The following is a 25,076-nucleotide window of genomic DNA, read 5'->3' on the forward strand; positions in this document are numbered from 1 at the left end:
ACATCCCAATATAATAGTAACGCCCCGATTTACATCGGGGCGTTTTTTTTCTTGTTCAGATAAATAGCTCTCCGTGAGAGCCTAAACCAAGTTACTTCTTTTTACCAGTAGCTTGAGCAGTCTTCTTAGCAGCAGGCTTTATTGCTTTTGCTGGAGCTGACTTTCCATTTGACTTTGCTTGTTTCATCAGTCAATAAATTAAAAACCGAAGTAAATGTATTTCAGTTTTGAATCCACCGATCTTATTTGGCTAAACATTAACTAAAATTAAAATCAATCGATCGTACCCACCACGCTACCGCAGGTTAACATGGCATCTCCATAATACGGATTTCGGATTTCCTCCTCTAAACTGAGCCAGTTAGCACCCTTGTCGTTATTGGCCATAGGACAATTTTGCACATAAAGTTTTGAATTCAAACCTTGCATTTGTTGACCAATTTGAATCATATTTTGAGAAAGCGAAACAAACACCTCGCGCTGACCTTCCAAGTCACTTTTTGAGCCCATCTCTTTTAATTGACTCGCTAGTTGTGTGGTATGACTTTTACCCATATCATCCATTTGCATCCCACTTAGCTCAGAAGCGATTCCCGCTCCATTCTTTGCCAAAGTTTGAGTTTGTTTCTGGTCGGAAGCCACCAAGGCATCCTTTAAATCCAGATACACTTTTAAAAGGTCGCTGAACTTTGATTGCGCTTCTTGGGAAAATTCCATTTTCATGGTAGAACCCATTTTGGAATGTCCTTCTTGACCTGCTTGCATACCTTGGCCTTCTTGGTTCATCATGGACTTTTTTCCCTGCAATTGCGCAGCAGCATCGACCGTAAATGTTCCTTTTGCCACAATCATTTCTCCCGATTGTACTCCTGAATTGACTGCGTAACTGCCATTTATCAAATTTCCAAGTTCCACTTCACGCATTTCAAAAGTGGAGCTATTTGGGTTAGGTTGCACATACACCAAGGAACGCTTTCCTGTCCACAACACAGCACTTTCGGGAATGGTCAACACTTCTCCATCTTGGTTGGATGCCACTTCAACCTCTGCCTGTACGAACATACCTGGCTTCAACATCCCATTTTTGTTGTCAAGCTCTGCACGCACCTCCAAAGTTCTGGTTTGCTTGTTCAATAAAGGAGCTACAAAGGAAATTTTTGCTTTAAAAGTTTCATTCGGATAGGAATTGGTGCTCACATTCAATGTTTGGCCTTCCTTAAATAAGCTTAATTGATTTTCATACGCATCAAAAATGGCCCAAACCGAATTTAAATTGGCCACTTTTACCAAAGGTGACCCTGTTTTAATGTAATCACCTTCTTCCACCATGATTTCAGAAACCACTCCACTTACATTGGCATAAACAGGAAAGTTTTCCAGCACCTGTCCAGAACCTTCAATTTGATTAATCTGCGCATCGGACAACTTCCACAGTTTTAATTTATTACGGACTGCCTTGTACAATTGCGGTTGTGATTCCTTTAATTTGGCCGCCGTGAGTAATTCCTGCTGGGCCGAAACCAAGGCCGGGGCATAAATTGTGGCCAACTTTTGACCTTTACGGACTTGTTCTCCTTCAAAATTGACATGGATATTTTCTATTCTTCCGTCGAAATAGGCCGATTGCACCGCATCCGATTCCTGGTTGACAGCAACTTTTCCAGATATTTTCACATGTTCTTCTGCATCGGCCCCTGAACCAACCCTAATGGTTTCAACGCCAGCCAGAACCATCGCGTTTTCCGTCATCTTAATTTGATTGACAGCCAATCCCTCTCCCCCATTATCCGCAGGAATCAAATCCATCCCACAAATAGGACAAGAGCCCGGTTCGGGTTGCATAATCTGTGGGTGCATGGAACAGGTCCACATTTCGCCAGAAGCCATTTCAGCACTGTGGTCATGTTCGTTCGCAGTAGTAGTTTCTCCATTGCCTCCAAATATGAGGTAACCCACCAACAATCCAACCAACACGGCAATTCCGATATAAATGATATTTTCCTTTTTCATAGCACTATCTTTTTCGTTTAACGACTTTCCTCATCGTAGGTGACGAGGTAAACCAAAGTAAAAATCCGCTCAAAACGGTGATCAATCCCAAAAGGGAAAAGGCTCGAAGCACGGTTGTATTGAAATCATCCCTACTTTCATAATCCATGGTGTGGGTCATCCATAAAAAATCAAACCATCTCCAATCGCGGTGCCTTACTGTTTGAAACGATCCATCGGCAACCGAAACATAGGCTTTGATGTTTTCAGGAGAATCGTAACTGATTACATAAGCGGGCAACTTTTTTTCGCGATACTCGTGATGTTTATCCGTTTCATCGATAACCTCAACTCCATGCACCTTTAATTCGGATGACATTTCACGTTCGGCAACAGCCAAGGCTTCTTCTTCCGAAATCCCTTCTTTATGGTCTCCTGTTCTGGCATCTACCAAAAACTCATTGTTGATCCAATAATAAGGTTTCCCTGCGATCTCCTTTAAGCTCAACGAACTGATTTTAGCGGGGACATGAATCTCAGAAAACCCAATAAGCCCATCAAAAGCAGCGGGTTCATAATCCATATTTCTAAAATGATCTCCATGGATCTCATCAATATCCGTCCAGCTAAAATATAATCCGCTAGCTGTCCACATAATGAATTGAATCCCCAAGAATATGCCCAAATATCTGTGGGCCTTTCTAATTATAACCGCTGTTGTTCGTTTCACCATGTTGTTTTAATCGATTGATTTAGTTCGTAATCTCAATGCATTGGCAATTACCGATACTGAGCTAAAGCTCATGGCAAGGGCAGCGATCATAGGTGAGAGCAAAATCCCAAAGAAGGGATAAAGGACTCCAGCTGCCACAGGTACACCAATGGTATTGTATATCAATGCAAAAAATAGGTTTTGTTTTATGTTTTTCATGACGGCCTCACTGAGGTTCCGTGCTTTTACAATGCCATGAAGGTCTCCTTTTACCAAAGTAATCATGGCGCTTTCAATGGCCACATCGGTTCCGGTTCCCATGGCAATACCCAGGTCACTTTTGGCCAATGCGGGCGCATCGTTTATTCCATCCCCTGCCATGGCAACTACTTTGCCTTGATCTTGCAAACGCTCCACTTCCTTCATCTTATCTTCTGGCAAGGTTTCGGCTTTAAAGTCATCCAAATGCAATTCGCTGGCAACAGCTTTAGCGGTGGTAGTATTATCTCCCGTGAGCATAATTACCGCTATGCCCTTATCCTGAATCGCTTTGATGGCCTTACCACTTGTCTCTTTGATTTTATCACCAATAGACACAAAACCATGGCATTTACCTTCTACAGCCAGATATGAAACCGTTTTTCCTTTTTCTTGTGCCATTTTAACCTTCTCTTTCATCTCATCCGAGATTTCAACATTCGCCTTTTCCATCAATTTGATGTTCCCCAAATGTATCTTCAAGTCGTTGATTTTACCCTCAACACCCATTCCCGTAACTGCATTGAAAGATTCTGTTTTTAGGATTTTGATGTTGTTCTCCTTGCCATATTTTACGGTAGCTTGAGCCAAAGGGTGCTCGCTATTGGCATTTACCGAAACCACATATTGAAGTAAATCTTCTTCGGAATAGGCATCTGAAAACACCTCTAAGTGGTCAAAGGTGGGTTTACCTTCAGTTATGGTTCCCGTTTTATCAATGATCAAAGTGTCCACATCGGCCATTTTCTCCAGCGCTTCTGCGCTTTTTATCAGCACACCATTTTGGGCACCTTTTCCCACTCCCACCATTACGGACATCGGTGTCGCCAAACCAAGTGCACAAGGACAGGCTATGATCAAAACCGCGATGGCATTGATCAAGGCATACACATAAGTGGGTTGTGGTCCCCAAATGGCCCAAACAGCAAAGGTCAAAATGGAAACAATGACCACGGTCGGCACAAAATAGGCCGATACCTTATCCGCCAAATTCTGAATGGGTGCTCGGCTTCGACTGGCTTCGTTCACCATATTGATGATTTGCGAGAGCAGGGTATCACTACCTACTTTTTCGGCCTTCATTAAAAAAGTTTGATTCCCATTAATGGTACCGCTACTCACTTTATCCTCTACTCCTTTTTCAACAGGAATAGGTTCACCTGTGATCATGGACTCATCCACGGAAGTTTCTCCCTCGGTTATGACGCCATCCACAGGAATTTTATCTCCGGGTTTAACACGCAAAATGTCACCAAGTTCAATATCATCGATGCTTACTTCTACTTCTTCCCCATCCACAACTCTTATGGCTTTATTCGGTGCCAATTTCAATAATTCCTTTACGGCATTATTGGTTTTACTATGTGCCCTGGCCTCCAATAATTGACCTAAAAGTACCAAGGTGAGGATTACGGTTGCTGCTTCAAAATAAACATGGACCGCACCGGATTCACCTTTAAATTGATCGGGAAAGAATCCTGGAAACAATAATCCCAATACACTGAACACAAATGCAACCCCTGCCCCAATACCAATCAAAGTAAACATGTTCAAATTCCATGTTTTGATGCTTCGGTAAGCTCTTTCAAAAAACATCCAAGTGGCATAAAAAACCACAGGAATCGATAGCGCAAATTGCACCCAATTCCAATATTTCGGAGCCACTACATCATGTAATGGATTGTGGGTTAACATATCGCTCATGGCAATAAGGAAGATGGGCAACGTGAAAGCCACCGCTATCCAAAATTTCTTGAGCAGCTTTTTATATGTTTTCTCCTCCGCACTGGCTTCTGGTTCTTTGGGTACCAAGTCTATACCACAAATAGGGCATGAACCCGGACCATTCTCCACAACTTCCGGGTGCATGGGACATGTCCATTGCTGTTTGGAGCTAGTGGACGTGTTTTGCTCCTCCACCAAGTCCATCCCACAAACAGGGCAATCACCGGGCTTGTCGTAGGTTTTGTCTCCTTCACATTGCATGGGGCAATAAAAGGTTCCTGTTCCATTGGATGGAGCTTGTTTCTTTTCTTTTTTCGGTTCGTGGTGATGTCCAGGCATATGAATGCTATAGCTACCACCATCCTTTTCCATAGCTTCTTGGAATTTTTCGATTGGAATATGCTCATCCATTTCGATTACGGCCTCGGCTTTTTCCAGATTTACCTCGACCGCATTGACCCCTTCTACTTTGGAAAGCGTTTCCTCTACATGATTTCTACAGCCATTACAGCTCATTCCGTGTATGTGATAGGTATGTTTCATCTTGTTTATTTTTTACTCAAAACTCGCTGAAAACCAGTTGAAAGCCTTTTACAATTCTGGATGTCTTTTATACAATTTCATCCAAAGACTTCCGATTCCAATCTTGTACTTTTCGATATTCGCTCATGGACATTCCCGTTTTCGATTTAAATTGCTTTGCCAAATGACTACTACTTTTATAATTCAAATCGTAAGCGATTTCTGAAAATGTTTTATTCTCCATCTGGATTTCTTCCTTTACTCTTTCAATTTTTAAAAGGATGAAATACTTTTCAATGGTAAGGCCTTCTTTAGCACTGAACATCTTACTGAGTGCCGAATAATCTTTGTTCATTTTTCCTGATAGGTATATCGAGAGATTCTGGTGCAAATCATGATTCACAGCATTGATTAAGTGTTTTTTAATTTCAGCTACATAACTGTCATTTACATCCTCGATCAATTCAAATCCATTTTTGACCAAAATCTCCCGAATACGCTTCATTTGTTCTTGGGCCCCATCAGAAAATTGGACTTCTCCCAAGTCCATATGTACCACCTTAATGCCCGCATTCCGAAACTCTTGTCTCAAAACACCTTTACATCTGTCGCAAACCATATTTTTTACTTTGATGCGCATGGCTGGTACAATTCTAATTTTGATTAATTGTGGGTATGTCCGTCTGCCATGTGCTCCTCGTTCAACACATTGGTCATCCCGCAAACTGGGCATTTACCCTCTTCGTCACTTCCACTACCCTCGCAATGCATTGGGCAAACATATTTAGAGGTATACTCTTTGCCTTCCATTTTGGCAGTTTCCATCCCTTCCATATCATGACCTTCATGATCCATGTTTTCCATGTCATGGCCTTCGTGTTCCATGGTCGCTTCGGTCGATGTTTCCTTTGCTTCCTCGGTTTTTCCCTTGCACGATACGGCAAGTACCAATACTGAAGCAAATGCGATTCCGATAATTGTTCTAATGTTTGTTCTCATTTTTGATAAATTAAATTTACTTGTTAATTAAATAATTGATGATGGCAGATTGCAGGTAATACGTCTGCACTGATTGTATTTGATTCGTCTGAAACTTTAACTGTAACTCCTGTATGTCCAGTACATCGTTAAAATCGATGGCTCCCGTTTCATAATTTTTGATCAGGATTTCTTCGGCATCCTTGGCCTGTTTTAAATTCTTTGTTTGGGTTTGATGCGCTATTCTCGCTTGGTTCCTTTGCGAAATGGCATTGGCATAAGCATTTTCCAAAACATTCAACCGCTCCTCTTTCTGCAATTCAATTTCCTTTTGACGCAGCTCGTTCTGCTTGGAAATGGACCTGAATTTGTTGTTGAAAATGGGAATGGAGAAAGTGACCATCGGCATCACAATATCCTTTCCGTTATCGCTAAAAACCATGTTCTCCCTTTCCGAAACGGGAATGTAATCCAGTCCGATTCCAAAACTAGGGGCATTTTCCTTTTGATTGAGCAATTCGGATTGTGCAACTGATTCGTACAATTGGTCATATTTCAACAATTCTGGATTTAAGCTCAAGTCCTGCTTGTCGAGGATAGGGTCATCCTGCGGAATATCCCTTTCATCTACTACTTCTACGGCAATGCTTTCATCACGGTTCAACAGATTATTGAAAACGGCCTGTTCCGCTAAATACGATTGTTCCAACACTTCTTTCTGTTGCTGCAATTCGTTTTGTCGAATTTGAAGTTTTAAAACATCCACAGCCGAAGCTTTTCCCACTTCCACAGAGGTCAGGGCCAACGTTTCGTAGGTTTTGAGCAATTGAATGTTTTCCTGAAGCACCTTTTGTTTGGCTTGAATTCCATAAAGCTTGTAATACGATTGCGCTACGGAAAGGGCCAACTTTCGTTTGGCTATCACAATTTCCGCAAATTCAGTGTCCGCCATGGAACTGGCATAATTTTCACGGGTGGTAATGGTCCCGAACCAGGGAAGCATCTGGGAAACTGAAAATCTGGCTCGCTGTGCGCCTGTCCTCGTTTCTGGTTCGCTAACAAAATACCCGGCACCAAAGGTTGTGTTGGGCAAGGTGTTGACTTCATTCACCTTTTCCTTGGCAATGTTGTAGCGTAATTCCAAAGCCTGAATCATGGGGCTGTTCAATTCTGCTTCTTGAAGATAACCCTCCAAGGACTGCCCTTTTAAGCTGATTGTTACTAAAGCAAAAACTATATAAATGACTGTTTTTCTCATCGGTTTTGCATTTTAAGTTGCCATTCCCTTTTCCAGCTGAACAGCACTGGCACCACAAACAACGTGATCAGTGCAATCAGCATACCTCCAAAACTGGGAATGGCCATAGGTATCATAATGTCGCTTCCCCTTCCGGTACTGGTCAACACAGGTAACAGCGCCAAAATAGTAGTCGCTGTGGTCATCAAACAGGGTCTGATTCGTTTTTCACCTGCTTCCAATACCGAAGCACGAATTCCCTTCAGGCTTTCTGGTTTGTTCTTATCAAAAGTCTGGGTGAGATACGTGGCCATCACCACCCCATCATCCGTAGCAATACCGAAAAGGGCGATAAATCCGACCCAAACGGCCACACTCAAGTTGATGGTATGCATTTGGAAAAGGTCCCTCAGGTTTTCTCCCATAAAACTAAAGTTGAGGAACCAATCCTGACCGTAGAACCAAATCATTAAAAAGCCACCGGCAAAAGCCACCATTATCCCCGAAAAGACCATCAAGGATGTGGCCACTGACCTAAACTGGAAATACAAAATCAAGAAAATAATCAAAAGGGCCAATGGAACCACTACGGACAAGGTTTTTTCGGCCCGTAACTGGTTTTCATAGGTCCCGGTGAACTGATAGCTAATGCCCTTGGGCACTACCAAATCCCCGCTTTCTATCTTTTCAAGAATCTTGGCTTGTGCGTTTTCCACCACGTCCACCTCAGCATAACCATCGAGTTTATCAAACAGCACGTAACCCACCAAAAAGGTATCCTCACTTTTAATGGCTTGAGGGCCTTTTTCGTAGCGGATGGTGACCAACTCACTCAAGGGAACAGGACTTCCTTTTTGCACAGGAACATAAATGTTCTCAATATCGGTAGGGTTTTCACGAAGCTCCCTTGGGTAGCGTACACGAACTCCGTAACGTTCCCTCCCTTCCACGGTTTGGGTCAAGCTCATCCCGCCGAGCGCTACCTCCAAAATTTGTTGGACATCTTCGATAACCAAACCGTAACGGACCAGTTTTTCACGATCAATATCAATGAGCAGATAGGGTTTACCCACGATTCGGTCAGCAAAAACCGCTTCATCCTTAACCCCTGTAGCTTCTTTTAGAATAGGTTCCAATTGAAGTCCGAAGCTTTCAATCTCTTTTAAATCCTGACCTTTTACTTTAATGCCCATGGGAGCCCTCATCCCGGTTTGAAGCATGACCAACCGTGTTTCGATGGGCTGCAACTTGGGTGCCGAGGTAACCCCGGGCAACTTGGTCACTTTTACAATTTGGTTCCAGATATCGTCCGGTTTCTTAATATCGGGACGCCAATTTCGAAAATATTCACCATCATCATCTGGAATCAAAAGGTCCCTATTGATTCGCAAGGGTTCACTCACATGGTTCTCGGCATAATTCTGCTCATTGCTTACCTCCAAATTTGGATTGGCGAGTACTTTTCCATTGCTCAATTCAAAATAGCCATCGGAATTGACCTTGAAACGCTGTGGACTGCCCGCCTCATTTTTTTGATACTCCGACCTGTATTGAATAATGTTCTCGTACATGGAAAGCGGCGCGGGGTCCAAAGCGGATTCTGTTCTTCCGGCTTTTCCCACCACAGTTTGAATTTCTGGAATGGTAGCCACGGCCATATCCAATTGCTGCAACACCCTCTTGTTTTCTTCCACTCCGGCATGGGGCAACGAAGTGGGCATCAAAAGGAAAGATCCTTCATTTAAGGAAGGCATAAATTCTTCTCCCGTATTTCGCATGATCAAAAATCCGCATACCACAATTGTGGTAGGAATTGAAAGGAACAATAGTTTGTGCTCCAAGGCCCATGTTAAAATTCGACTGTAATATTGCCTAAATAGGTAAAATACCCCGAGCAACAAACCACAGATCAATCCCACAAAGAGCAAGTTAATGCCAATACTGCGATCAAAGCCCAACGGTCTCCAATATGCGGCCAACAAGAAAATAATCGTTGCAACACAAATACCCACATTGAGCATTCCTCCTTGTTTTTCATCAACGATCGCTTTCAATTCGAGGATGCCTACAATCCCAAATGCCATTAAAGCCAAGCCTACCCAATAACCAAAGGCAATGGCTGCCACTCCCAAGGCCACCAACACTCCGTTCCAGATGTATTTGAAGAGTTGATTGGCGCTTTTCTTTCTAAAAATCATGGCGGCAAAAGGTGGAATCAAAAACAGGGCAACGATTATGGATGCTGTCAAAGCCATGGTTTTCGTAAAGGCCAACGGACGAAACAATTTTCCTTCGGCTCCCACCATAGTAAACACGGGGATAAAACTAATGATGGTCGTAAGTACCGCCGTTAAAATGGCACCGGAGACCTCGGAAGTGGCGTTGTACACTACTTGGTTTGTAGATAGATCGTTGTCGTTCTCATCCATGTGCCGGATAATATTCTCGGAGAGAATCACCCCAACATCCACCATGGTCCCTATGGCAATGGCAATACCTGAAAGTGCCACAATATTGGCATCTACGCCAAATAGCTTCATGGAGATGAATACCATCAATACGGCTACGGGCAACAGACCGGAAATCAGAATAGAGGCCCTAAGATTGAACACCATGACCACAATCACCAAAATGGTAATCAGAATTTCTAGGGTGAGTGCTTCATTTAAGGTTCCCAATGTTTCTTGGATGAGTTCCGTTCTATCATAAAAAGGAACTATGGTCAACCGTGAGGTGGTTCCATCCTTTAATACTTTGGATGGCAGACCTGCACTCAGTTCCTTAATTTGTTCTTTCACATTATTAATGACCTCCAACGGATTGGCACCATAACGGGCCACAACCACACCGCCAACCACCTCGGCACCTTCCTTGTCGAGGATTCCTCGGCGAACAGCTGGCCCCAAAGAAACTCGGGCTACATCCTGAACACGAATGGAAGTATAGTCTGTTGCGGTAACAACTGCATTTTTTATGTCGTCCAAAGATTTGATGTAACCCAACCCACGCACCAAATATTCCGCTTTATTGATTTCCAAGGTTTGAGCACCAATGTCCCTGTTGCTTTGCTTCACAGCTTTGACCACCTGATCCAAACCAACATTGTACTGCTTCATCAGTTCGGGATCTACATCTACTTGGTATTCCTGTACAAATCCCCCAATAGAGGCCACTTCAGATACCCCTGATGCAGAAGAAAGAGCATATTTTATATAGTAATCCTGTACGCTTCGGAGTTCTTGCAAATCCCATCCACCGGTGACATTGCCATCTTTATCACGACCTTCCAAAGTATACCAGAAAATCTGGCCCAAGGCAGTGGCATCTGGTCCCAAGGCAGGATTTACACCATCAGGCAATACGTTATTGGGAAGTGAATTGAGCTTTTCCAAAATACGGCTACGGCTCCAATAAAATTCTACATCTTCTTCAAAAATGATGTAGATGCTCGAAAATCCGAACATGGAAGAACTACGGATGGTCTTGACCCCTGGAATTCCCAACAAGGAAGTGGTCAACGGATACGTAATCTGATCCTCGATATCCTGAGGAGAGCGACCCGGCCATTTGGTAAAAACAATCTGTTGGTTCTCGCCAATATCGGGAATGGCATCCACAGCCACGGGATTGGTCGGTAAAATGCCCCCGGTATCCCAGTTAAAGGGAGTGCTTACGATACCCCAAGCCATAAATAACAGCAGGAGCAACACGGCTACCAATTTGTTCTCTATTAAAAATTTGATGCTTTTGTTCAGCATAAGGATTTGATTTAAACATTAGATCGACACAAAAAACACGCATAAACGCATTTGCCCAACCAGTTTGGTCGGGTACATTCAATCGGTTTAAATCAAATAAGGAAAGTCTGGTCAAGAACCTGTACGTCCCGTATCAATGGTGGTGGGTTGTACTCACAAAAAGTACTAGGTCCTTCAGGATCAATTTCGAAAAGATGAAAATAGGTTTAGACAAAACTTACCAAGAAGACCTGTTGGTCCAAATCGAAGTTCTCAAAAGAGATTTTTAGGTCATCCTGACCTTGAACGGTAAAAGATTCATCATCACAACAGGATTTCTCCATGTCCATATCCATTCCGCAATCATCCGCATGCGAAAAAAGGGAAATATCCATCACTCGCCCCATACAAATATGCTTGTCCACCGTCCACGAAACTGTGGAGGCCAAGACCAATAGGGCCATCAATGAGGATACTATTTGATGAAAAAACTGTTTCATTCGATTACAAAACTACAAATTATTAACATTTATTGTTTTGCTTAACAGAACTTTATCTGTTTTCAACATGTAAGCTCTCTTAAATTTGTCGTACAAATCCACGATTCAATACATTTGCAAAAAAAATAATCTCATGCTAAAATCATTGGAACCCAAGGCACTTGAAATCATAAAGGACGGGACCAAAACTGTGGACACCCGTTTGGGAGAAATCTGCGAACTTTTGCGTAATAACGTAAATCATTACGATTGGGTAGGGTTCTATTTTAAAAATGGTGATAAGGAGGAATTGAAACTGGGACCCTACGCTGGAATGCCAACCGATCATACTATTATACCTTTTGGAAAGGGCATTTGTGGACAGGTAGCCGTAAGCAATGAGAACTTTGTGGTACCTGATGTGGCCGCTCAAGATAACTACATTGCCTGTAGTATAACGGTAAAAGCGGAGATTGTGGTTCCTTTATTTGTGAATGGGGAAAATGTGGGGCAAATCGACATTGATTCCAACACTCCGGACCCATTTACCTCCGAAGATGAGCGCTTTTTGGAATTCATCAATGCAGAGGTGGCAAAAATTCTGTAAAACTTAACGAATTTTGTTGATAAACCCTTCTGCTTTTTAGGTCTAAATCAAGTACTTTTGTACGCTTAAGAAATTGATTTTTAAGATACAAATGAGTACTGCCAAAAAAGCCTCCGCTGCATTGATTTCCGTTTTTCATAAGGACGGATTGGAACCTATAGTTAAAAAATTGGATGAACTTGGTGTAACCCTTTATTCCACAGGGGGAACCGAAAAATTTATCCGTGACCTTGGTATCGATGTGGTACCTGTTGAAGATGTGACCAGCTACCCATCCATTTTGGGCGGTCGAGTAAAAACATTGCACCCCAAGGTTTTTGGAGGTATTTTGAACAGACAGGACAATGAAAGTGACGTTGCCCAAATGGAGGAATTCGAAATTCCCCAATTGGACATTGTTATCGTTGATTTATACCCTTTTGAAAAAACTGTTGCAAGCGGTGCTTCGGAGCAAGATATTATTGAGAAAATTGATATTGGTGGTATCTCCCTGATCAGAGCTGCTGCTAAAAATTTCAAGGATGTACTTTGTGTATCCTCTATGGAGGATTATGGGGACTTTTTGAATGTGATTACCGAAGGAAATGGTACCACGACCTTGGAAGACCGCAAACGTTTCGCGACTAAGGCCTTTAATATTTCCTCACATTACGATACTGCTATCTTCAATTACTTCAACCAAAACCATGAGGAAGCTGTGTTGAAAATCAGTGAGACCAAGGGCCAAGTTTTGCGCTACGGAGAAAATCCTCACCAAAAAGGGTTCTTCTTTGGCGATTTTGATGCCATGTTCACCAAATTGCACGGTAAGGAGTTATCCTACAATAACCTTTTGGATGTTGATGCTGCAGTAAACCTAATGGGCGAATTTAAAAATGACGACCCTACCTTTGCCATTCTTAAACATAATAATGCCTGTGGATTGGCAACTAGAAGCACTATCAAGCAAGCCTATGTGGATGCGTTGGCCGGTGATCCTGTTTCTGCTTTTGGCGGAATTTTAATCTCCAATGTGGAGATAGACTCAGCAACGGCAGAAGAAATCCACAAGCTATTCTGCGAAGTGGTTATTGCCCCAAGCTATTCCAATGAGGCCTTGGAAATCTTGAAAGGCAAGAAAAATCGAATCATTTTGATCCAAAACGAGATTGAATTGCCTGAAACTTTGGTAAGAACCTGTTTGAACGGCGTTTTGGTCCAGGATAAAGATTCCAAAACCGATACTAAAGAAGATTTAAATCCTGTTACCGACAAAAAACCCACTTCCGAAGAAATAGAGGATTTGATCTTTGCTTCCAAATTATGCAAACACACCAAGAGCAATACCATAGTTTTGGCCAAGAACAGGCAATTATGTGCCAGCGGTACGGGCCAAACCTCAAGAGTCGATGCTCTGAACCAAGCGATACACAAAGCAAAGTCCTTTGATTTTGATCTAGATGGTGCCGTAATGGCCAGCGATGCATTTTTTCCTTTCCCGGACTGTGTAGAGATTGCGGACAAAGCAGGCATTAAAAGTGTGATTCAACCTGGCGGCTCCATAAAGGATCAATTGAGCATTGATTACTGCAATGAAAACGGATTAGCGATGGTGATGACTGGTACTAGGCATTTTAAACATTAATTTTAGTACTTTAGCCGATAATTTTTTACCGTTAATCCGAAAAACAGACAATTTCTATGGGATTCTTTGATTTCATGACCGAGGAAATAGCTATTGACCTTGGTACTGCAAACACCCTGATCATCCATATGGACAAAGTGGTGGTCGATAGTCCTTCCATTGTAGCTAGGGACCGCGTATCAGGAAAAATAATCGCGGTTGGTCGCGAAGCCAATATGATGCAGGGAAAGACCCATGAGAACATCAAGACCATTCGGCCATTGAAAGACGGGGTAATTGCCGACTTCGACGCTTCGGAGAAGATGATGAACATGATGATCAAAAGCATTCCGGCCCTTAAGAAAAAATGGTTTCCACCGGCTCTTCGAATGGTTATCTGTATACCTTCCGGGATTACAGAAGTGGAAATGCGTGCAGTACGTGAATCCGCAGAACGTGTAAACGGAAAAGAGGTATACTTGATCCACGAGCCCATGGCTGCGGCCATAGGTATTGGACTGGACATAATGCAGCCCAAAGGAAATATGATAGTGGATATAGGCGGGGGTACTACGGAGATTGCCGTTATTGCCCTTGGAGGGATAGTTTGTGACAAGTCGGTAAAAATCGCCGGAGATGTGTTTACCAACGACATCATTTATTACATGCGTACCCAGCACAACCTATATGTTGGTGAAAGTACGGCAGAGGCCATAAAAATTGAAATTGGTTCCGCTACAGAGGACCTAAAGTCGCCGCCAGAGGATAAATCCATTCAAGGTCGTGATCTATTGACCGGTAAACCAAAACAAGTGCACGTTTCTTATCGGGAAATTGCCAAGGCGCTGGACAAAAGTATCCTTAGGGTAGAGGATGCAGTTATGGAAACCTTGTCCCAGACCCCACCAGAACTGGCAGCCGATATTTACAATACCGGAATTTATCTTGCAGGTGGCGGTTCCATGTTGCGTGGACTGGATAGAAGATTGTCCCAAAAAACAGATTTACCGGTATACATTGCCGAAGATCCCTTAAGGGCCGTGGTAAGAGGAACAGGAATTGCTCTCAAAAATATTGAACGATACAAAAGTATTTTAATAAAATAGGCCTGTTTTTAAAACAGTTCCATTATTTTAAAGGTATACAACCTGAGTAACATACGATTGCATGCAACGCATCATCAATTTTGTACTACGCTATCGAAACGCATTTTTATATGCGTTTTTTGCGTTTATTTCTTTGGTGATGACCATTAGATCACATTCGTACCATCAATCCAAGTTTTTCAATTCATCCAAGTGGGTCACCGGCAGCATTTATGGAGCTGGTTCGGATGTTTCCTCCTATTTTAATCTGAAGGACGAAAATTCCAGGCTGGTAGATGAAAACAGACGGTTGCGCAATTTGTTGTTCAATTCGATCAGCGACACGATAACAGCATCTTTGGATTCGACCGTAATACAACACGAAGTGCTCAGCGCCAAATTGATAAAGAACAGTTATATTTCTCCAAGAAACTATGTAACGATCGACAAGGGTGCTCGGGATGGAGTGCACCAGGACATGGGTGTCATCACTACCGATGGGATATTGGGCATTGTAGAAAATGTTTCCAATAAATTTGCAACAGTTCAAAGTGTATTGAACACAAAATCGAACATCAACGCAAAAATAAAGGGAACAGAATACTTTGGGTCACTGATCTGGGATGCCAAAGATTATACCGTGGTGCAGTTGGTAGATATTCCTCGATTGGTCCCTCTTGTTGTGGGGGACACTATTGTAACCGGAGGTATGTCGAGTATTTTTCCAGAGAACGTTCCTGTGGGTACCATAAAAAAATATGACCTTAACGATTCCAAGAGCTTTTACAATATTGATGTTGAACTCTTCAGCGACATGGCGAACATCAAAAATGTTTATCTGATCGAAAATAAGGACAAAGAAGAGATTCAAGAACTTGAGGCAAGAACCATAGAATGAACAATACGGTAATCATAAATATATTCAGATTTGTATTGTTGGTCCTAACACAGGTCCTCATTTTTAACAATCTGAATTTCTTGGGTTTTATCAACCCCATGGTGTACGTTATCTTCTTTTATTGGTACCCTATTAAAGTGAACAGGGCCGTGTTTATGCTCACTGCGTTTTTGTTGGGCCTAACAATCGATATTTTTTCTGACACCCTTGCCCTTAATGCTTTGGCCTCTACCACCGTAGCTTATTTAAGGCCGCCGGTTATGCGCTTTTGTTTTGGTGTAAACTACGATTTTCAAAATTTCAGTTTTAAAAATACGACCAAGATCCAACGCATCACCTTTATGGCTTTAGTGGTACTGATCCATCATTTGATATACTTTTTCTTTGAAATTTTAAGTATTGCCCATATCCTGTTAATTTTGAAGAACGTTTTTGTGACAGGTGTTGTAACTTTAGTACTTTGTATACTGTTCAGTTCACTTTTTAGTCCAAGATCCGAATAAAACCGACTTTTTTTTCGTTGCATATATACAGAGCCAAAAAACATTAGGCAGTTCATGAAAAAGTTATTGTTATCATCCATTGTTGTCCTAATAGGATTCACCTTTATCGGTAGGCTTTCCTATTTGCAATTATTCCGGTTTTCACCCGATCAAATCTTGGATGACCCGGCAATCAAAAAAGTGTACGATTATCCCGAAAGAGGCTATATCTACGATCGGCACGGTAAACTATTGGTAGGAAACCAACCGGCTTATGATGTAATGGTGATCCCTCGAGAGGTTAAACCGTTGGATACTTTGGAATTTTGTGGCCTTTTGGGCATTGAGAAGGCCGAATTTATGTCCAAAATGGAAAAAGCAAGAATCTATTCTCCCAGATTGCCCTCTGTTTTGGTACCTCAATTATCCAAAGAGGATTATGCCAGGCTCCAAGAAAAAATGCGCCACTACACAGGTTTCTATATCCAAAAAAGATCACTGCGCTATTACAATACCAAAAGTGCGGCCAACGTACTCGGTTACATTAGCGAAGTTAACGAATGGGACCTAAAGAACAATCCTTATTATGTTGCCGGTGAATTAAAGGGCAGAACAGGTATCGAACAGCAGTACGAAGAAATACTGCGAGGTAGAAAAGGAGTAAAACATATTCAAAAGGACCGTTTTAACCGTGATATTGGCCCGTATAAGGAAGGTAAATTGGACACATTGCCAGAGCAGGGCAAAGAAATCCATATTACATTGGACAAGGTCCTACAAGAATATGGCGAAAAATTAATGCACGGCAAAAGAGGGGGAATTGTTGCCATTGAACCTAAATCCGGCGAGATTTTGGCCATGATTTCCGGCCCCACTTACGACCCCTCGCTTTTAGTGGGCAGAAAGCGTTCCAAAAACTATAGCAAACTGCACTACGACACCATATCCAAACCAACTTGGGACCGTTCCATATTGGCACAACCATCACCAGGATCACCATTTAAAACCCTAAATGCCCTTGTAGGATTGCAAGAAGGGGTTGTCGATGCCAATACCAAATTTCGATGTTATCATGGGTTCTATGTGGGCAATACTTTAAGAGGATGCCATTGTGGTGGCGGGGTAAGAGATATGAACTCCGGTATTTATCAATCCTGTAATGCATACTTTGCCGGTGTTTTCCGTAAAATATTCGATAAATACCAAACTACCGACGAGGGCATGGATGTTTGGGAAAAACACATGAAAAGTTTTGGACTAGGGAATTTTCTTGGCACCGATCTACCGACTGGTGCGCCTGGCCGAATACCCGATAAGGAATATTACGACAAATGGTACGGAGACGGCAGATGGGCGGCATCAACCATTATATCCAACTCTATTGGGCAAGGGGAAATTGCCGCAACGCCCTTACAGTTGGCCAACATGACGGCCGCCATTGCCAACCGCGGTTATTTTTATACTCCTCACATTATTAAAAACATTGGAAACAACGGGGCCATTGACCCAAAATTTACAGAACCTCGGTACACTACCATAGATAGAAAACATTTTGAGCCGGTAATCGAAGGCATGAAAAACGTTTACAATTACGGAACGGCAAGATGGGTAAAAATTCCAGATATCGAAATAGCAGGTAAAACCGGTACCGTAGAAAATTTTATACGAGTTGATGGAGAAAGAATGCAGTTGACGGACCACTCTGTTTTTGTTGCATTTGCCCCCGTGGAGAACCCTCAAATTGCCTTGGCCGTATATATCGAAAATGGTTACTATGGCTCTCGCTACGCAGGTCACATAGCTTCGCTGCTGATAGAAAAATACCTTAAAGGCGAGATAACACGAAAAGACCTGGAAAAGAGAATGTTGGAAAAAACGTTGGAACACGAATATGCCAAGCCATATAGTGGCGAACCTTTCAAGATAAACGAGTATGTCTGGTAAGGGTCTATTTGGACGTTTGGATTGGGTTACCGTAATTCTTTACGCTCTTTTGGTCTTGATCGGATGGATCAATATTTATTCAACATCGGTCGGAGAATCGCACACCTCCATTTTTGATTTTTCCACGCTTTACGGCAAACAACTGTTTTTTATTGGCCTTGCCGCCTTGGGCATCATATTCGTACTGTTTGTGGAGTCACATTTTTTTGAACGGTTTGCCTCAATTTTTTACATCGTCTGCATTGTACTGCTATTGGGACTGTTCTTATTTGGCAAAACCATTGCTGGAGCCACATCCTGGTATGATCTTGGTTTTTTTAATCTGCAACCGTCCGAGTTGGCCAAAGTGGGCACATCGTTGGCCCTTGCCAAATTTTTAAGCGATATACAGACCGATATACGAACGGGCAAGCATCAAATATATGCGTTGATCATTATTCTTTTGCCCGCAATTTTAATCTTGCCGCAACCAGACCCCGGTAGTTCCCTAATCTATTTTTCACTGTTCTTTGTCCTGTTCAGGGAAGGTTTCCCAATTTACTATTTAGGTATATTAATTTTTGCCGTGGTGCTTTTTGCCACTACATTAATGTTCGGTACGGTTTGGGTCGCCATTGGCCTGATCATACTTACCTTGCTCATCTACACCTTTAAAAAGGCATCTGTAAAAATTCCAATATTGCCCGTGGTGGGCGTTATTGCGGTTTCCATATTGTTTTCCCTCTCGGTAAACTTTGTTTTTGAAAATGTTTTTGAACAGCGCCACAGGGATCGATTTGCCCTATGGTTGAGCTTGGAAAAAGATGAGGACAAACTGGACGAAATCCGAAAGACCATTGGCTACAATACCTATCAGTCGGAAAAAGCCATCGAATCTGGTGGTTTTACCGGAAAAGGATTTTTGGAGGGCACCCGAACCAAGGGCGACTTTGTTCCCGAACAACATACCGATTACATTTTTAGTTCGGTTGGCGAAGAATGGGGTTTTTTGGGCACTACAGCGGTTATCTTGTTGTTCTCCCTATTTTTTTTACGCTTGATCTACATTGCGGAGCGACAAAAAAGTGATTTTAGCCGGATGTATGGCTATGGGGTGATTTCCATTTTGGTGTTTCACTACTTTATAAATATTGGTATGGTCATCGGGCTTTTGCCAACCATTGGGGTACCATTGCCCTTTTTTAGCTATGGCGGTTCTGGTTTAATATTTTTTACCATGCTACTGTTCATATTTCTAAAGCTTGATTCCAACCGTTTAAAGGACGGGATTTAAAGTTTCCATCGCCCTGCATCTCCTATTGTAGCTTCCATTTTTTGTTGCCAATCTTTTGATTGCCCATGAAAAAAATCGATTCCGGTTTTTGCTTCAATCTCATCAATGGATACTATAAATTGTTGAAGTGGTTTTTTGGTTTCTTTGGCTGGGATCAAAAAAGCGATCGGTTCCATTTTTCCTTTATTGGACCTGACCACGATTTTATAAAATGTACGTGGCACATCCACATCCTCATCCCCAATTTGGGGAAGATCATTTTGGAGAACACCGCCCGTAATCACCATCAAATCGCCATATTTTTTACACCAATAGCGTACTTTCTGCTCTAATCGGTTCCATATGCCCGCATTAAAATACTTGTCCTGCGGACTAATATTGCTCGTGTAAAAAGTTTCGTTGTAGGCCTGTTCAGAAAAACGCCTGTCCCCTGCCGGACACAAATGCCCCCTATCGTAACCAGAACCTTTATAGTTTCGCCAATCCGCAGATTTGGATGTTACTTTGGGGTCCTCTATAAAATATGGCCGCTTTCTCTCATCATAGGTGAGGTGTTCTTTTTTTAAGGTATAGGCTACCCATTCCGCTTGTTCATGAGGTTCACTATAAGAAAGGGCATAATACGCATGCTGCACCACTTCGCCCGTGGTTGAACTTGGCAATAAGTCGGATTCCAAAGTAATCTTTGGCGTTTCATCGGGAGGGGAATATGTTGCAGGGGTATAAAAATTATCGAATAGCCAAAATCCTATGACACATGCCAATATCAAAATGGCATATATAGTTCTATCCTTCATATAGGTTAGTTATGATTTAAATTTTGACATCAAAAATGCATAAAAAAACCAACTCAAATGAGTTGGTCTTCTAAATAATTTGAAACTGATCGGGCCTATCCTTTAACGCTGGCCAATTTTGTTTCTTCTTTTTTAATATTGTTTTGATGAAGATCTTTCAGCACATTGACTGCTTCCTCAACATAGATATCACGTGCCAAATCCTTGTGCCATCTATCCCTTTTCTCACGTAATACGGAGTCTTGGGTAAACAACTCTGTCTCATATTGCAAAGAGCCAAAGGACAGCTTTGAATCATAGTCCTTTAAGCTTTTAAAACGTTCTGAGCGTTTCTTGGCCTCTTGTTCCTTCCCTACGTAAGCGTCGTATTTGAGTGAGATTAAATTTTCATCCTGTTGCTCTTTTAACCACTTGGCGTTTTCTTCTATCAACTTGATCTGCTCATTTTTGGCCATACGTTCTTTACTGTTCTTTACTGCTTGGTCCAAGTCGATGTAACCGTCCCATATCTTGTAATCGGCAGGTGTGATTTTATCCCAGCCCAATGGATTTTGCTGATCGCGCTCGCCCAGATCGATATAGCTATATCTGTCCGGAACAACAATGTCACTTTTTACACCTTCCAATTGGGTAGACCCTCCATTGATCCTATAGAATTTTTGGGTGGTCAATTTTATGGCACCTAAATCACCATGTTCGTTACCTCTAACAATTGGATCCAAAGGAATAACGTTTTGAACAGTTCCTTTACCAAAAGTTTGTTTGCTGCCGATCACCACGGCCCTTTTGTAGTCCTGCATGGCCGCTGCCAATATTTCGGACGCCGATGCGGAAAGTTCGTTAACCAGAATTACTAAAGGACCATCCCATTGAATGCGCTCGTCCTTATCCTCATGCACTTCTTTTCTTTGTCCAGAGGAACGTACTTGCACAATTGGACCGTCTTTAATGAACAATCCTGCCATTTCTACAACGGTTTTTAGGGATCCACCCCCGTTGTCCCGTAAATCCAAAATAATTCCTTCTGCACCTGCTTCTTTTAAACGTTCCAATTCCTTGGCTACATCGGTAGCTGCATTTCGTTCGGAATAGTCATCGAAATCCACATAAAATTTAGGTAGATTGATTAGACCGTACTTTTGGTTGCCTGCATCAATTGTGGCGGATTTTGCATAGGACTCCTCCAACTCTACCACATCTCTTGTGATGGACACCGTTTCAATAGTTCCATCTACTTTTCTTACGGTAAGTTCAACTATGGTGCCTTTGGGGCCTTTGATCAATTTTATGGCATCGTCCAGTCGCATACCAACTATATCTATAGGTTCTTCTCCTTTTTGACCAACCTTTAAGATCTGATCTCCCACCTCTAAACTCTGGTCTCTCCAAACCGGACCACCGGAAATAATCTCTACAATTTTGGCTCCTTCGGGTTTTTTCTGCAACCTGGCCCCTATACCTTCAAACTTTCCGGACATACCTATATCGAACTTCTCCTTTTCTTCTGGAGCAAAATAGAATGTATGGGGGTCAAATTCCTCTACGATCGTATTCAAATATTGTACAAACCAGTCCTTGCGCTCAAGATCATCCACAAAATCAAAAAACTCGTCCAAAGTATTCTTAGTAACTTCTCTCGCTTCTTCCTCAACCGCTACTTTGTCCACCGTACCTGGTATGTCGTTGAAAGATAACACCGGTTTTGCATCGGTACTGGCAACATCGTTGGCATCGTTGATCAAGTTGTCTATTTTGTTGTCGAATATATTTAAGGTGTTGTACTTTAATTGTTTTCTCCAACGTTCTTTGAGTTCTTTCTTGCTCGAGGCAAACTCTTGTTTATCGTAGTCGATTTCTATGGTTTCGTCAATGGTGTAATCGAATGGTTCGGAAAGCACCTCGTTGTAAATTTCCTTGGCTTCTTCCATTCGAACCATTAACCGTTGATAAACGGCATTAAAAAAGGTAATGTCGGTATTTCTGATCTCATCATCGATCATAAACCGATATTTTTCAAATTCGCGCAAATCGCTCTGAAGAAAATATCTCTTGGTAGGATCTACGATGTCGATAAAATCATCAAAAACGTTGGAACTAAAATTATCGTTGATGTCCTTGGGCTCATAATGTCCTTTTTCCAATACATAGGAAATCAATTCCAACAAAAATTTATCCTTATCATCATTTTCAAAAGACTTATTGGTAAAACTACAGGAGGCTACTGCCACAAGGATAACCAAAAGTGCTAAGATGAAGTTCTTTTTCATAAATATGTTTTTTTTGAGGGAAACCATTTGACCTCATACTGCCAAATCTTCACAATGTCTTCCTTCGTTCTACTTGTATGAATTCTCTAAGATACAGAAAAAACCGTGCCAGTCCTTTCTGCTGAATTTAATTTTTTGTTAAACGACCAGAGCTTCATATCCTTATGAAAAACGTATTTTTATGCCTTTAATTATGCCATATGGAAAAACCGTTGATTCTTGTAACTAATGATGATGGAATTACAGCGCCTGGGCTCAGGGCATTGATACGCACCATGAAACAACTTGGTGACGTGGTCGTTGTTGCCCCGGACAGCCCTCAAAGCGGCATGGGGCATGCGATTACCGTGGACAGCACCCTGTTTTCCAAAAAGGTGGTAGTTGATCATAAAGAAGGTGCTCCAAGTGAGTACAGCTGCAGCGGGACTCCAGCAGACTGTGTAAAATTGGCGCTTCGGGTAATTTTGGACCGTAAGCCCGATATTTGTGTGAGCGGAATCAACCATGGATCCAATTCATCTATCAATGTTATTTATTCAGGAACAATGAGCGCTGCCATTGAGGCAGGTATTGAAGGTATTCCGGCCATTGGTTTCTCCCTGTGCGACTATTCTTGGAACGCTAATTTTGAACCAGCGCTCGATTGTGTAAAAAATATTGTTTCCGAGGCATTGACCAATGGAATTCCAAAAGGAACTGTATTGAACGTGAACATTCCAAAATCGGAAAATCCGCCTAAAGGCATTCGGATTTGCCGACAAGCACGAGGTAATTGGAAAGAGGAATTTGATAAAAGAACAAGTCCATCGGGCAAGGATTATTATTGGCTTACGGGCGAATTTGAGCTCCTGGACAAGGGTGAGGACACCGACGAATGGGCCTTGGCACAGGGTTATATTTCCGTAGTGCCAACACAATTCGACCTTACAGCGCACCACGCCATACCACAAATAAACAACTGGAATTTAAATGAACAATAAAAAAGAGATCATCATCGGATTTATAGTCGGGCTCATTGCAAACACATTTGGCACCCTGCTCTATATCCTGTTATTTTCTGATTTAAGTGTTGGGGAAACCATCAATGCCGCCATAAGTCAAGGCCATATTGGCAGTTTGTTGGCACTGGGCGCTGTTTTAAACCTTGTTGCCTTTTTTGCCTTTTTGCGCATTAAGAGGGACCAACGGGCCAAAGGAGTAATGTTGGCCACTCTGGTTACCGCCCTGATCATATTAATGTACAAAGTTATGGGCTAGGTAAACACAGAACTCTTTTATATACAACCCAAACTAATCGATATTAATTTTTGATTTTTGCCTTTAGTTTTTGAATTTGATCCTTACCAATGAAATATTATATCATAGCTGGTGAAGCATCCGGGGATCTACACGGTTCCAATTTAATAAAAGCCTTAAAAAAAGAAGATACCTCGGCACAGATTCGATGTTGGGGAGGTGATTTAATGCAACAAGAGGGTGGAGAATTGGCCAAACACTACAAGGACATGGCCTTTATGGGGTTTTTGGAAGTAATCAAAAACATCCCTGCCATTTTTAAAAATATTGCCTATTGTAAAGAGGATATTCAGAATTTTGATCCAGATGTGATCATATTTATCGATTTCTCGGGCTTTAACCTACGAATAGCAAAATGGGCCAAAGCTGAAGGATATAAAACCAACTACTATATTTCGCCTCAAATTTGGGCTTCTAGAGAAGGTAGGATCAAAAAAATAAAGCGGGATATTGACCAGATGTACGTAATCCTTCCTTTTGAAAAGGAGTTTTACGAGAAAAAACATGGATATCCCGTACAATTTGTCGGCCACCCTTTGATCGATGCCATTGAGAACACCCCGTTACAGGATAATCAAACGTTTAGAGAAGAAAACGGATTAGATCCCAAAAAACCGATAATCGCCTTGCTACCGGGAAGCAGAAAACAAGAGGTCCAAAAAATGTTGAACGTTATGCTTTCGGTAAAAAAGGATTTTAATCAATATCAATTCGTGATTGCGGGGGCACCAAGTCTTTCCAACGATTTCTACGCTCCTTTTTTAGAAGGTGACGAAGTACAGTTCGTTTCCAACAAGACCTACACGCTTTTAAAGCACTCACATGCCGCCATGGTCACGAGCGGAACGGCTACATTGGAAACTGCGCTTTTTGGGATACCTCAAGTGGTATGCTACAAAGGAAACTGGATCTCCTATCAAATTGCCAAACGTATTATTACCCTCGATTACATTTCTTTGGTAAACCTAATTATGAAAAAGGAAGTGGTCAAAGAACTGATTCAGAATGAACTGACCACAAAAAACTTAAAAAAAGAGCTTTCAAAAATTGTGGATGGACCTGATCGCGACAGTATATTATCCGATTATAAACTGCTAAAAGAAAAGTTGGGCGGTAAAGGTGCCAGTAAATTGGCTGCACAATTAATTGTGAAAAATGTGTAGTTTTATATTCCAAGAAAGTAAATC

General features: G+C 42.0%; 20 protein-coding genes. 10 read left to right on the top strand and 10 right to left on the bottom strand.

The features are described 5' to 3' along the window. Positions 1 to 273 precede the first annotated feature (273 nt). From ABTP35_RS04350 to ABTP35_RS04385, 8 genes are all read right to left on the bottom strand, one after another. Positions 274 to 2,010, bottom strand: coding sequence for an efflux RND transporter periplasmic adaptor subunit (locus ABTP35_RS04350; protein WP_293293611.1), 1,737 nt, complete (start codon positions 2,008 to 2,010; stop codon positions 274 to 276). 4 nt (positions 2,011 to 2,014) lie between these two features. Beyond that, positions 2,015 to 2,722 carry a hypothetical protein gene (locus ABTP35_RS04355; RefSeq protein ID WP_293293609.1) on the bottom strand — a complete coding sequence of 236 codons (708 nt, stop codon included), beginning with the start codon at positions 2,720 to 2,722 and terminating at the stop codon, positions 2,015 to 2,017. 6 nt (positions 2,723 to 2,728) lie between these two features. Further along, positions 2,729 to 5,227 carry a heavy metal translocating P-type ATPase gene (locus ABTP35_RS04360; RefSeq protein WP_293293607.1) on the bottom strand — a complete coding sequence of 833 codons (2,499 nt, stop codon included), beginning with the start codon at positions 5,225 to 5,227 and terminating at the stop codon, positions 2,729 to 2,731. A 67-nt stretch (positions 5,228 to 5,294) separates the two neighbouring features. Next, the gene (locus ABTP35_RS04365; protein ID WP_293293605.1) at positions 5,295 to 5,846 is read right to left on the bottom strand and encodes an AraC family transcriptional regulator; all 552 of its coding nucleotides are present in this window, start codon (positions 5,844 to 5,846) and stop codon (positions 5,295 to 5,297) included. A gap of 23 nt (positions 5,847 to 5,869) precedes the next feature. Continuing rightward, positions 5,870 to 6,205, bottom strand: a complete 336-nt coding sequence (locus ABTP35_RS04370; RefSeq protein WP_293293603.1) for a heavy metal-binding domain-containing protein — start codon at positions 6,203 to 6,205, stop codon at positions 5,870 to 5,872. A gap of 16 nt (positions 6,206 to 6,221) precedes the next feature. Further along, a complete protein-coding gene (locus ABTP35_RS04375) occupies positions 6,222 to 7,442 on the bottom strand; it encodes a TolC family protein (protein ID WP_293293601.1) in 1,221 nt (406 codons plus the stop codon). Then, positions 7,439 to 11,179 carry an efflux RND transporter permease subunit gene (locus ABTP35_RS04380; protein WP_293299052.1) on the bottom strand — a complete coding sequence of 1,247 codons (3,741 nt, stop codon included), beginning with the start codon at positions 11,177 to 11,179 and terminating at the stop codon, positions 7,439 to 7,441. The genes ABTP35_RS04375 and ABTP35_RS04380 overlap by 4 nt, the downstream gene beginning before the upstream one ends. A gap of 206 nt (positions 11,180 to 11,385) precedes the next feature. Next, entirely contained in the window at positions 11,386 to 11,658 is a 273-nt protein-coding gene (locus tag ABTP35_RS04385; protein WP_293299050.1) for a hypothetical protein, read from the bottom strand. A gap of 133 nt (positions 11,659 to 11,791) precedes the next feature. Here ABTP35_RS04385 and ABTP35_RS04390 point away from each other — a divergent pair, with 133 nt between their 5' ends. From ABTP35_RS04390 to rodA, 7 genes are all read left to right on the top strand, one after another. Continuing rightward, a complete protein-coding gene (locus ABTP35_RS04390) occupies positions 11,792 to 12,244 on the top strand; it encodes a GAF domain-containing protein (RefSeq protein ID WP_293299047.1) in 453 nt (150 codons plus the stop codon). 91 nt (positions 12,245 to 12,335) lie between these two features. Then, positions 12,336 to 13,868 carry a bifunctional phosphoribosylaminoimidazolecarboxamide formyltransferase/IMP cyclohydrolase gene (gene purH, locus ABTP35_RS04395; RefSeq protein ID WP_293299043.1) on the top strand — a complete coding sequence of 511 codons (1,533 nt, stop codon included), beginning with the start codon at positions 12,336 to 12,338 and terminating at the stop codon, positions 13,866 to 13,868. A gap of 56 nt (positions 13,869 to 13,924) precedes the next feature. Then, complete coding sequence (locus ABTP35_RS04400; protein ID WP_224836367.1) at positions 13,925 to 14,953, top strand: rod shape-determining protein; 1,029 nt, start codon at positions 13,925 to 13,927, stop codon at positions 14,951 to 14,953. A 61-nt stretch (positions 14,954 to 15,014) separates the two neighbouring features. Beyond that, on the top strand, positions 15,015 to 15,830 hold the full coding sequence (mreC, locus tag ABTP35_RS04405) for a rod shape-determining protein MreC (protein ID WP_293299038.1): 816 nt from the start codon (positions 15,015 to 15,017) through the stop codon (positions 15,828 to 15,830). Continuing rightward, complete coding sequence (locus tag ABTP35_RS04410; RefSeq protein WP_224836365.1) at positions 15,827 to 16,333, top strand: rod shape-determining protein MreD; 507 nt, start codon at positions 15,827 to 15,829, stop codon at positions 16,331 to 16,333. The genes mreC and ABTP35_RS04410 overlap by 4 nt, the downstream gene beginning before the upstream one ends. Before the next feature lie 54 nt (positions 16,334 to 16,387). Further along, the gene (locus ABTP35_RS04415) at positions 16,388 to 18,256 is read left to right on the top strand and encodes a penicillin-binding transpeptidase domain-containing protein (protein WP_293299035.1); all 1,869 of its coding nucleotides are present in this window, start codon (positions 16,388 to 16,390) and stop codon (positions 18,254 to 18,256) included. Beyond that, a complete protein-coding gene (gene rodA / locus ABTP35_RS04420) occupies positions 18,246 to 19,529 on the top strand; it encodes a rod shape-determining protein RodA (RefSeq protein ID WP_224836363.1) in 1,284 nt (427 codons plus the stop codon). Before ABTP35_RS04415 ends, rodA begins: the two co-directional genes overlap by 11 nt. Here the strand turns inward: rodA and ABTP35_RS04425 are convergent. Both ABTP35_RS04425 and ABTP35_RS04430 read right to left on the bottom strand, forming a co-directional pair. Then, on the bottom strand, positions 19,526 to 20,326 hold the full coding sequence (locus ABTP35_RS04425) for a DNA/RNA non-specific endonuclease (protein ID WP_293299032.1): 801 nt from the start codon (positions 20,324 to 20,326) through the stop codon (positions 19,526 to 19,528). The two genes, rodA and ABTP35_RS04425, sit on opposite strands and share 4 nt — an antisense overlap. A 95-nt stretch (positions 20,327 to 20,421) precedes the next feature. Beyond that, positions 20,422 to 22,593 carry a carboxy terminal-processing peptidase gene (locus ABTP35_RS04430; RefSeq protein ID WP_224836361.1) on the bottom strand — a complete coding sequence of 724 codons (2,172 nt, stop codon included), beginning with the start codon at positions 22,591 to 22,593 and terminating at the stop codon, positions 20,422 to 20,424. A 200-nt stretch (positions 22,594 to 22,793) separates the two neighbouring features. Between ABTP35_RS04430 and surE the strand changes: the two genes are divergently transcribed. From surE to lpxB, 3 genes are all read left to right on the top strand, one after another. Continuing rightward, positions 22,794 to 23,573 carry a 5'/3'-nucleotidase SurE gene (surE, locus tag ABTP35_RS04435; RefSeq protein ID WP_252080667.1) on the top strand — a complete coding sequence of 260 codons (780 nt, stop codon included), beginning with the start codon at positions 22,794 to 22,796 and terminating at the stop codon, positions 23,571 to 23,573. Continuing rightward, the gene (locus ABTP35_RS04440; protein ID WP_224836359.1) at positions 23,563 to 23,850 is read left to right on the top strand and encodes a hypothetical protein; all 288 of its coding nucleotides are present in this window, start codon (positions 23,563 to 23,565) and stop codon (positions 23,848 to 23,850) included. The genes surE and ABTP35_RS04440 overlap by 11 nt, the downstream gene beginning before the upstream one ends. Before the next feature lie 89 nt (positions 23,851 to 23,939). Beyond that, the gene (lpxB, locus tag ABTP35_RS04445; protein ID WP_293299027.1) at positions 23,940 to 25,052 is read left to right on the top strand and encodes a lipid-A-disaccharide synthase; all 1,113 of its coding nucleotides are present in this window, start codon (positions 23,940 to 23,942) and stop codon (positions 25,050 to 25,052) included. Positions 25,053 to 25,076: the final 24 nt, after the last annotated feature.

Source organism: Flagellimonas alginilytica, assembly GCF_042134605.1.
GTDB classification, from domain to species: domain Bacteria; phylum Bacteroidota; class Bacteroidia; order Flavobacteriales; family Flavobacteriaceae; genus Flagellimonas; species Flagellimonas alginolytica.

What these genes read in the sequence shown, in the direction of transcription:
- ABTP35_RS04350 (WP_293293611.1), bottom strand. Translation starts at nt 2,010, where the DNA reads ATGAAAAAGGAAAATATCATTTATATCGGAATTGCCGTGTTGGTTGGA.
- ABTP35_RS04355 (WP_293293609.1), bottom strand. Translation starts at nt 2,722, where the DNA reads ATGGTGAAACGAACAACAGCGGTTATAATTAGAAAGGCCCACAGATAT.
- ABTP35_RS04360 (WP_293293607.1), bottom strand. Translation starts at nt 5,227, where the DNA reads ATGAAACATACCTATCACATACACGGAATGAGCTGTAATGGCTGTAGA.
- ABTP35_RS04365 (WP_293293605.1), bottom strand. Translation starts at nt 5,846, where the DNA reads ATGCGCATCAAAGTAAAAAATATGGTTTGCGACAGATGTAAAGGTGTT.
- ABTP35_RS04370 (WP_293293603.1), bottom strand. Translation starts at nt 6,205, where the DNA reads ATGAGAACAAACATTAGAACAATTATCGGAATCGCATTTGCTTCAGTA.
- ABTP35_RS04375 (WP_293293601.1), bottom strand. Translation starts at nt 7,442, where the DNA reads ATGAGAAAAACAGTCATTTATATAGTTTTTGCTTTAGTAACAATCAGC.
- ABTP35_RS04380 (WP_293299052.1), bottom strand. Translation starts at nt 11,179, where the DNA reads ATGCTGAACAAAAGCATCAAATTTTTAATAGAGAACAAATTGGTAGCC.
- ABTP35_RS04385 (WP_293299050.1), bottom strand. Translation starts at nt 11,658, where the DNA reads ATGAAACAGTTTTTTCATCAAATAGTATCCTCATTGATGGCCCTATTG.
- ABTP35_RS04390 (WP_293299047.1), top strand. Translation starts at nt 11,792, where the DNA reads ATGCTAAAATCATTGGAACCCAAGGCACTTGAAATCATAAAGGACGGG.
- purH (WP_293299043.1), top strand. Translation starts at nt 12,336, where the DNA reads ATGAGTACTGCCAAAAAAGCCTCCGCTGCATTGATTTCCGTTTTTCAT.
- ABTP35_RS04400 (WP_224836367.1), top strand. Translation starts at nt 13,925, where the DNA reads ATGGGATTCTTTGATTTCATGACCGAGGAAATAGCTATTGACCTTGGT.
- mreC (WP_293299038.1), top strand. Translation starts at nt 15,015, where the DNA reads ATGCAACGCATCATCAATTTTGTACTACGCTATCGAAACGCATTTTTA.
- ABTP35_RS04410 (WP_224836365.1), top strand. Translation starts at nt 15,827, where the DNA reads ATGAACAATACGGTAATCATAAATATATTCAGATTTGTATTGTTGGTC.
- ABTP35_RS04415 (WP_293299035.1), top strand. Translation starts at nt 16,388, where the DNA reads ATGAAAAAGTTATTGTTATCATCCATTGTTGTCCTAATAGGATTCACC.
- rodA (WP_224836363.1), top strand. Translation starts at nt 18,246, where the DNA reads ATGTCTGGTAAGGGTCTATTTGGACGTTTGGATTGGGTTACCGTAATT.
- ABTP35_RS04425 (WP_293299032.1), bottom strand. Translation starts at nt 20,326, where the DNA reads ATGAAGGATAGAACTATATATGCCATTTTGATATTGGCATGTGTCATA.
- ABTP35_RS04430 (WP_224836361.1), bottom strand. Translation starts at nt 22,593, where the DNA reads ATGAAAAAGAACTTCATCTTAGCACTTTTGGTTATCCTTGTGGCAGTA.
- surE (WP_252080667.1), top strand. Translation starts at nt 22,794, where the DNA reads ATGGAAAAACCGTTGATTCTTGTAACTAATGATGATGGAATTACAGCG.
- ABTP35_RS04440 (WP_224836359.1), top strand. Translation starts at nt 23,563, where the DNA reads ATGAACAATAAAAAAGAGATCATCATCGGATTTATAGTCGGGCTCATT.
- lpxB (WP_293299027.1), top strand. Translation starts at nt 23,940, where the DNA reads ATGAAATATTATATCATAGCTGGTGAAGCATCCGGGGATCTACACGGT.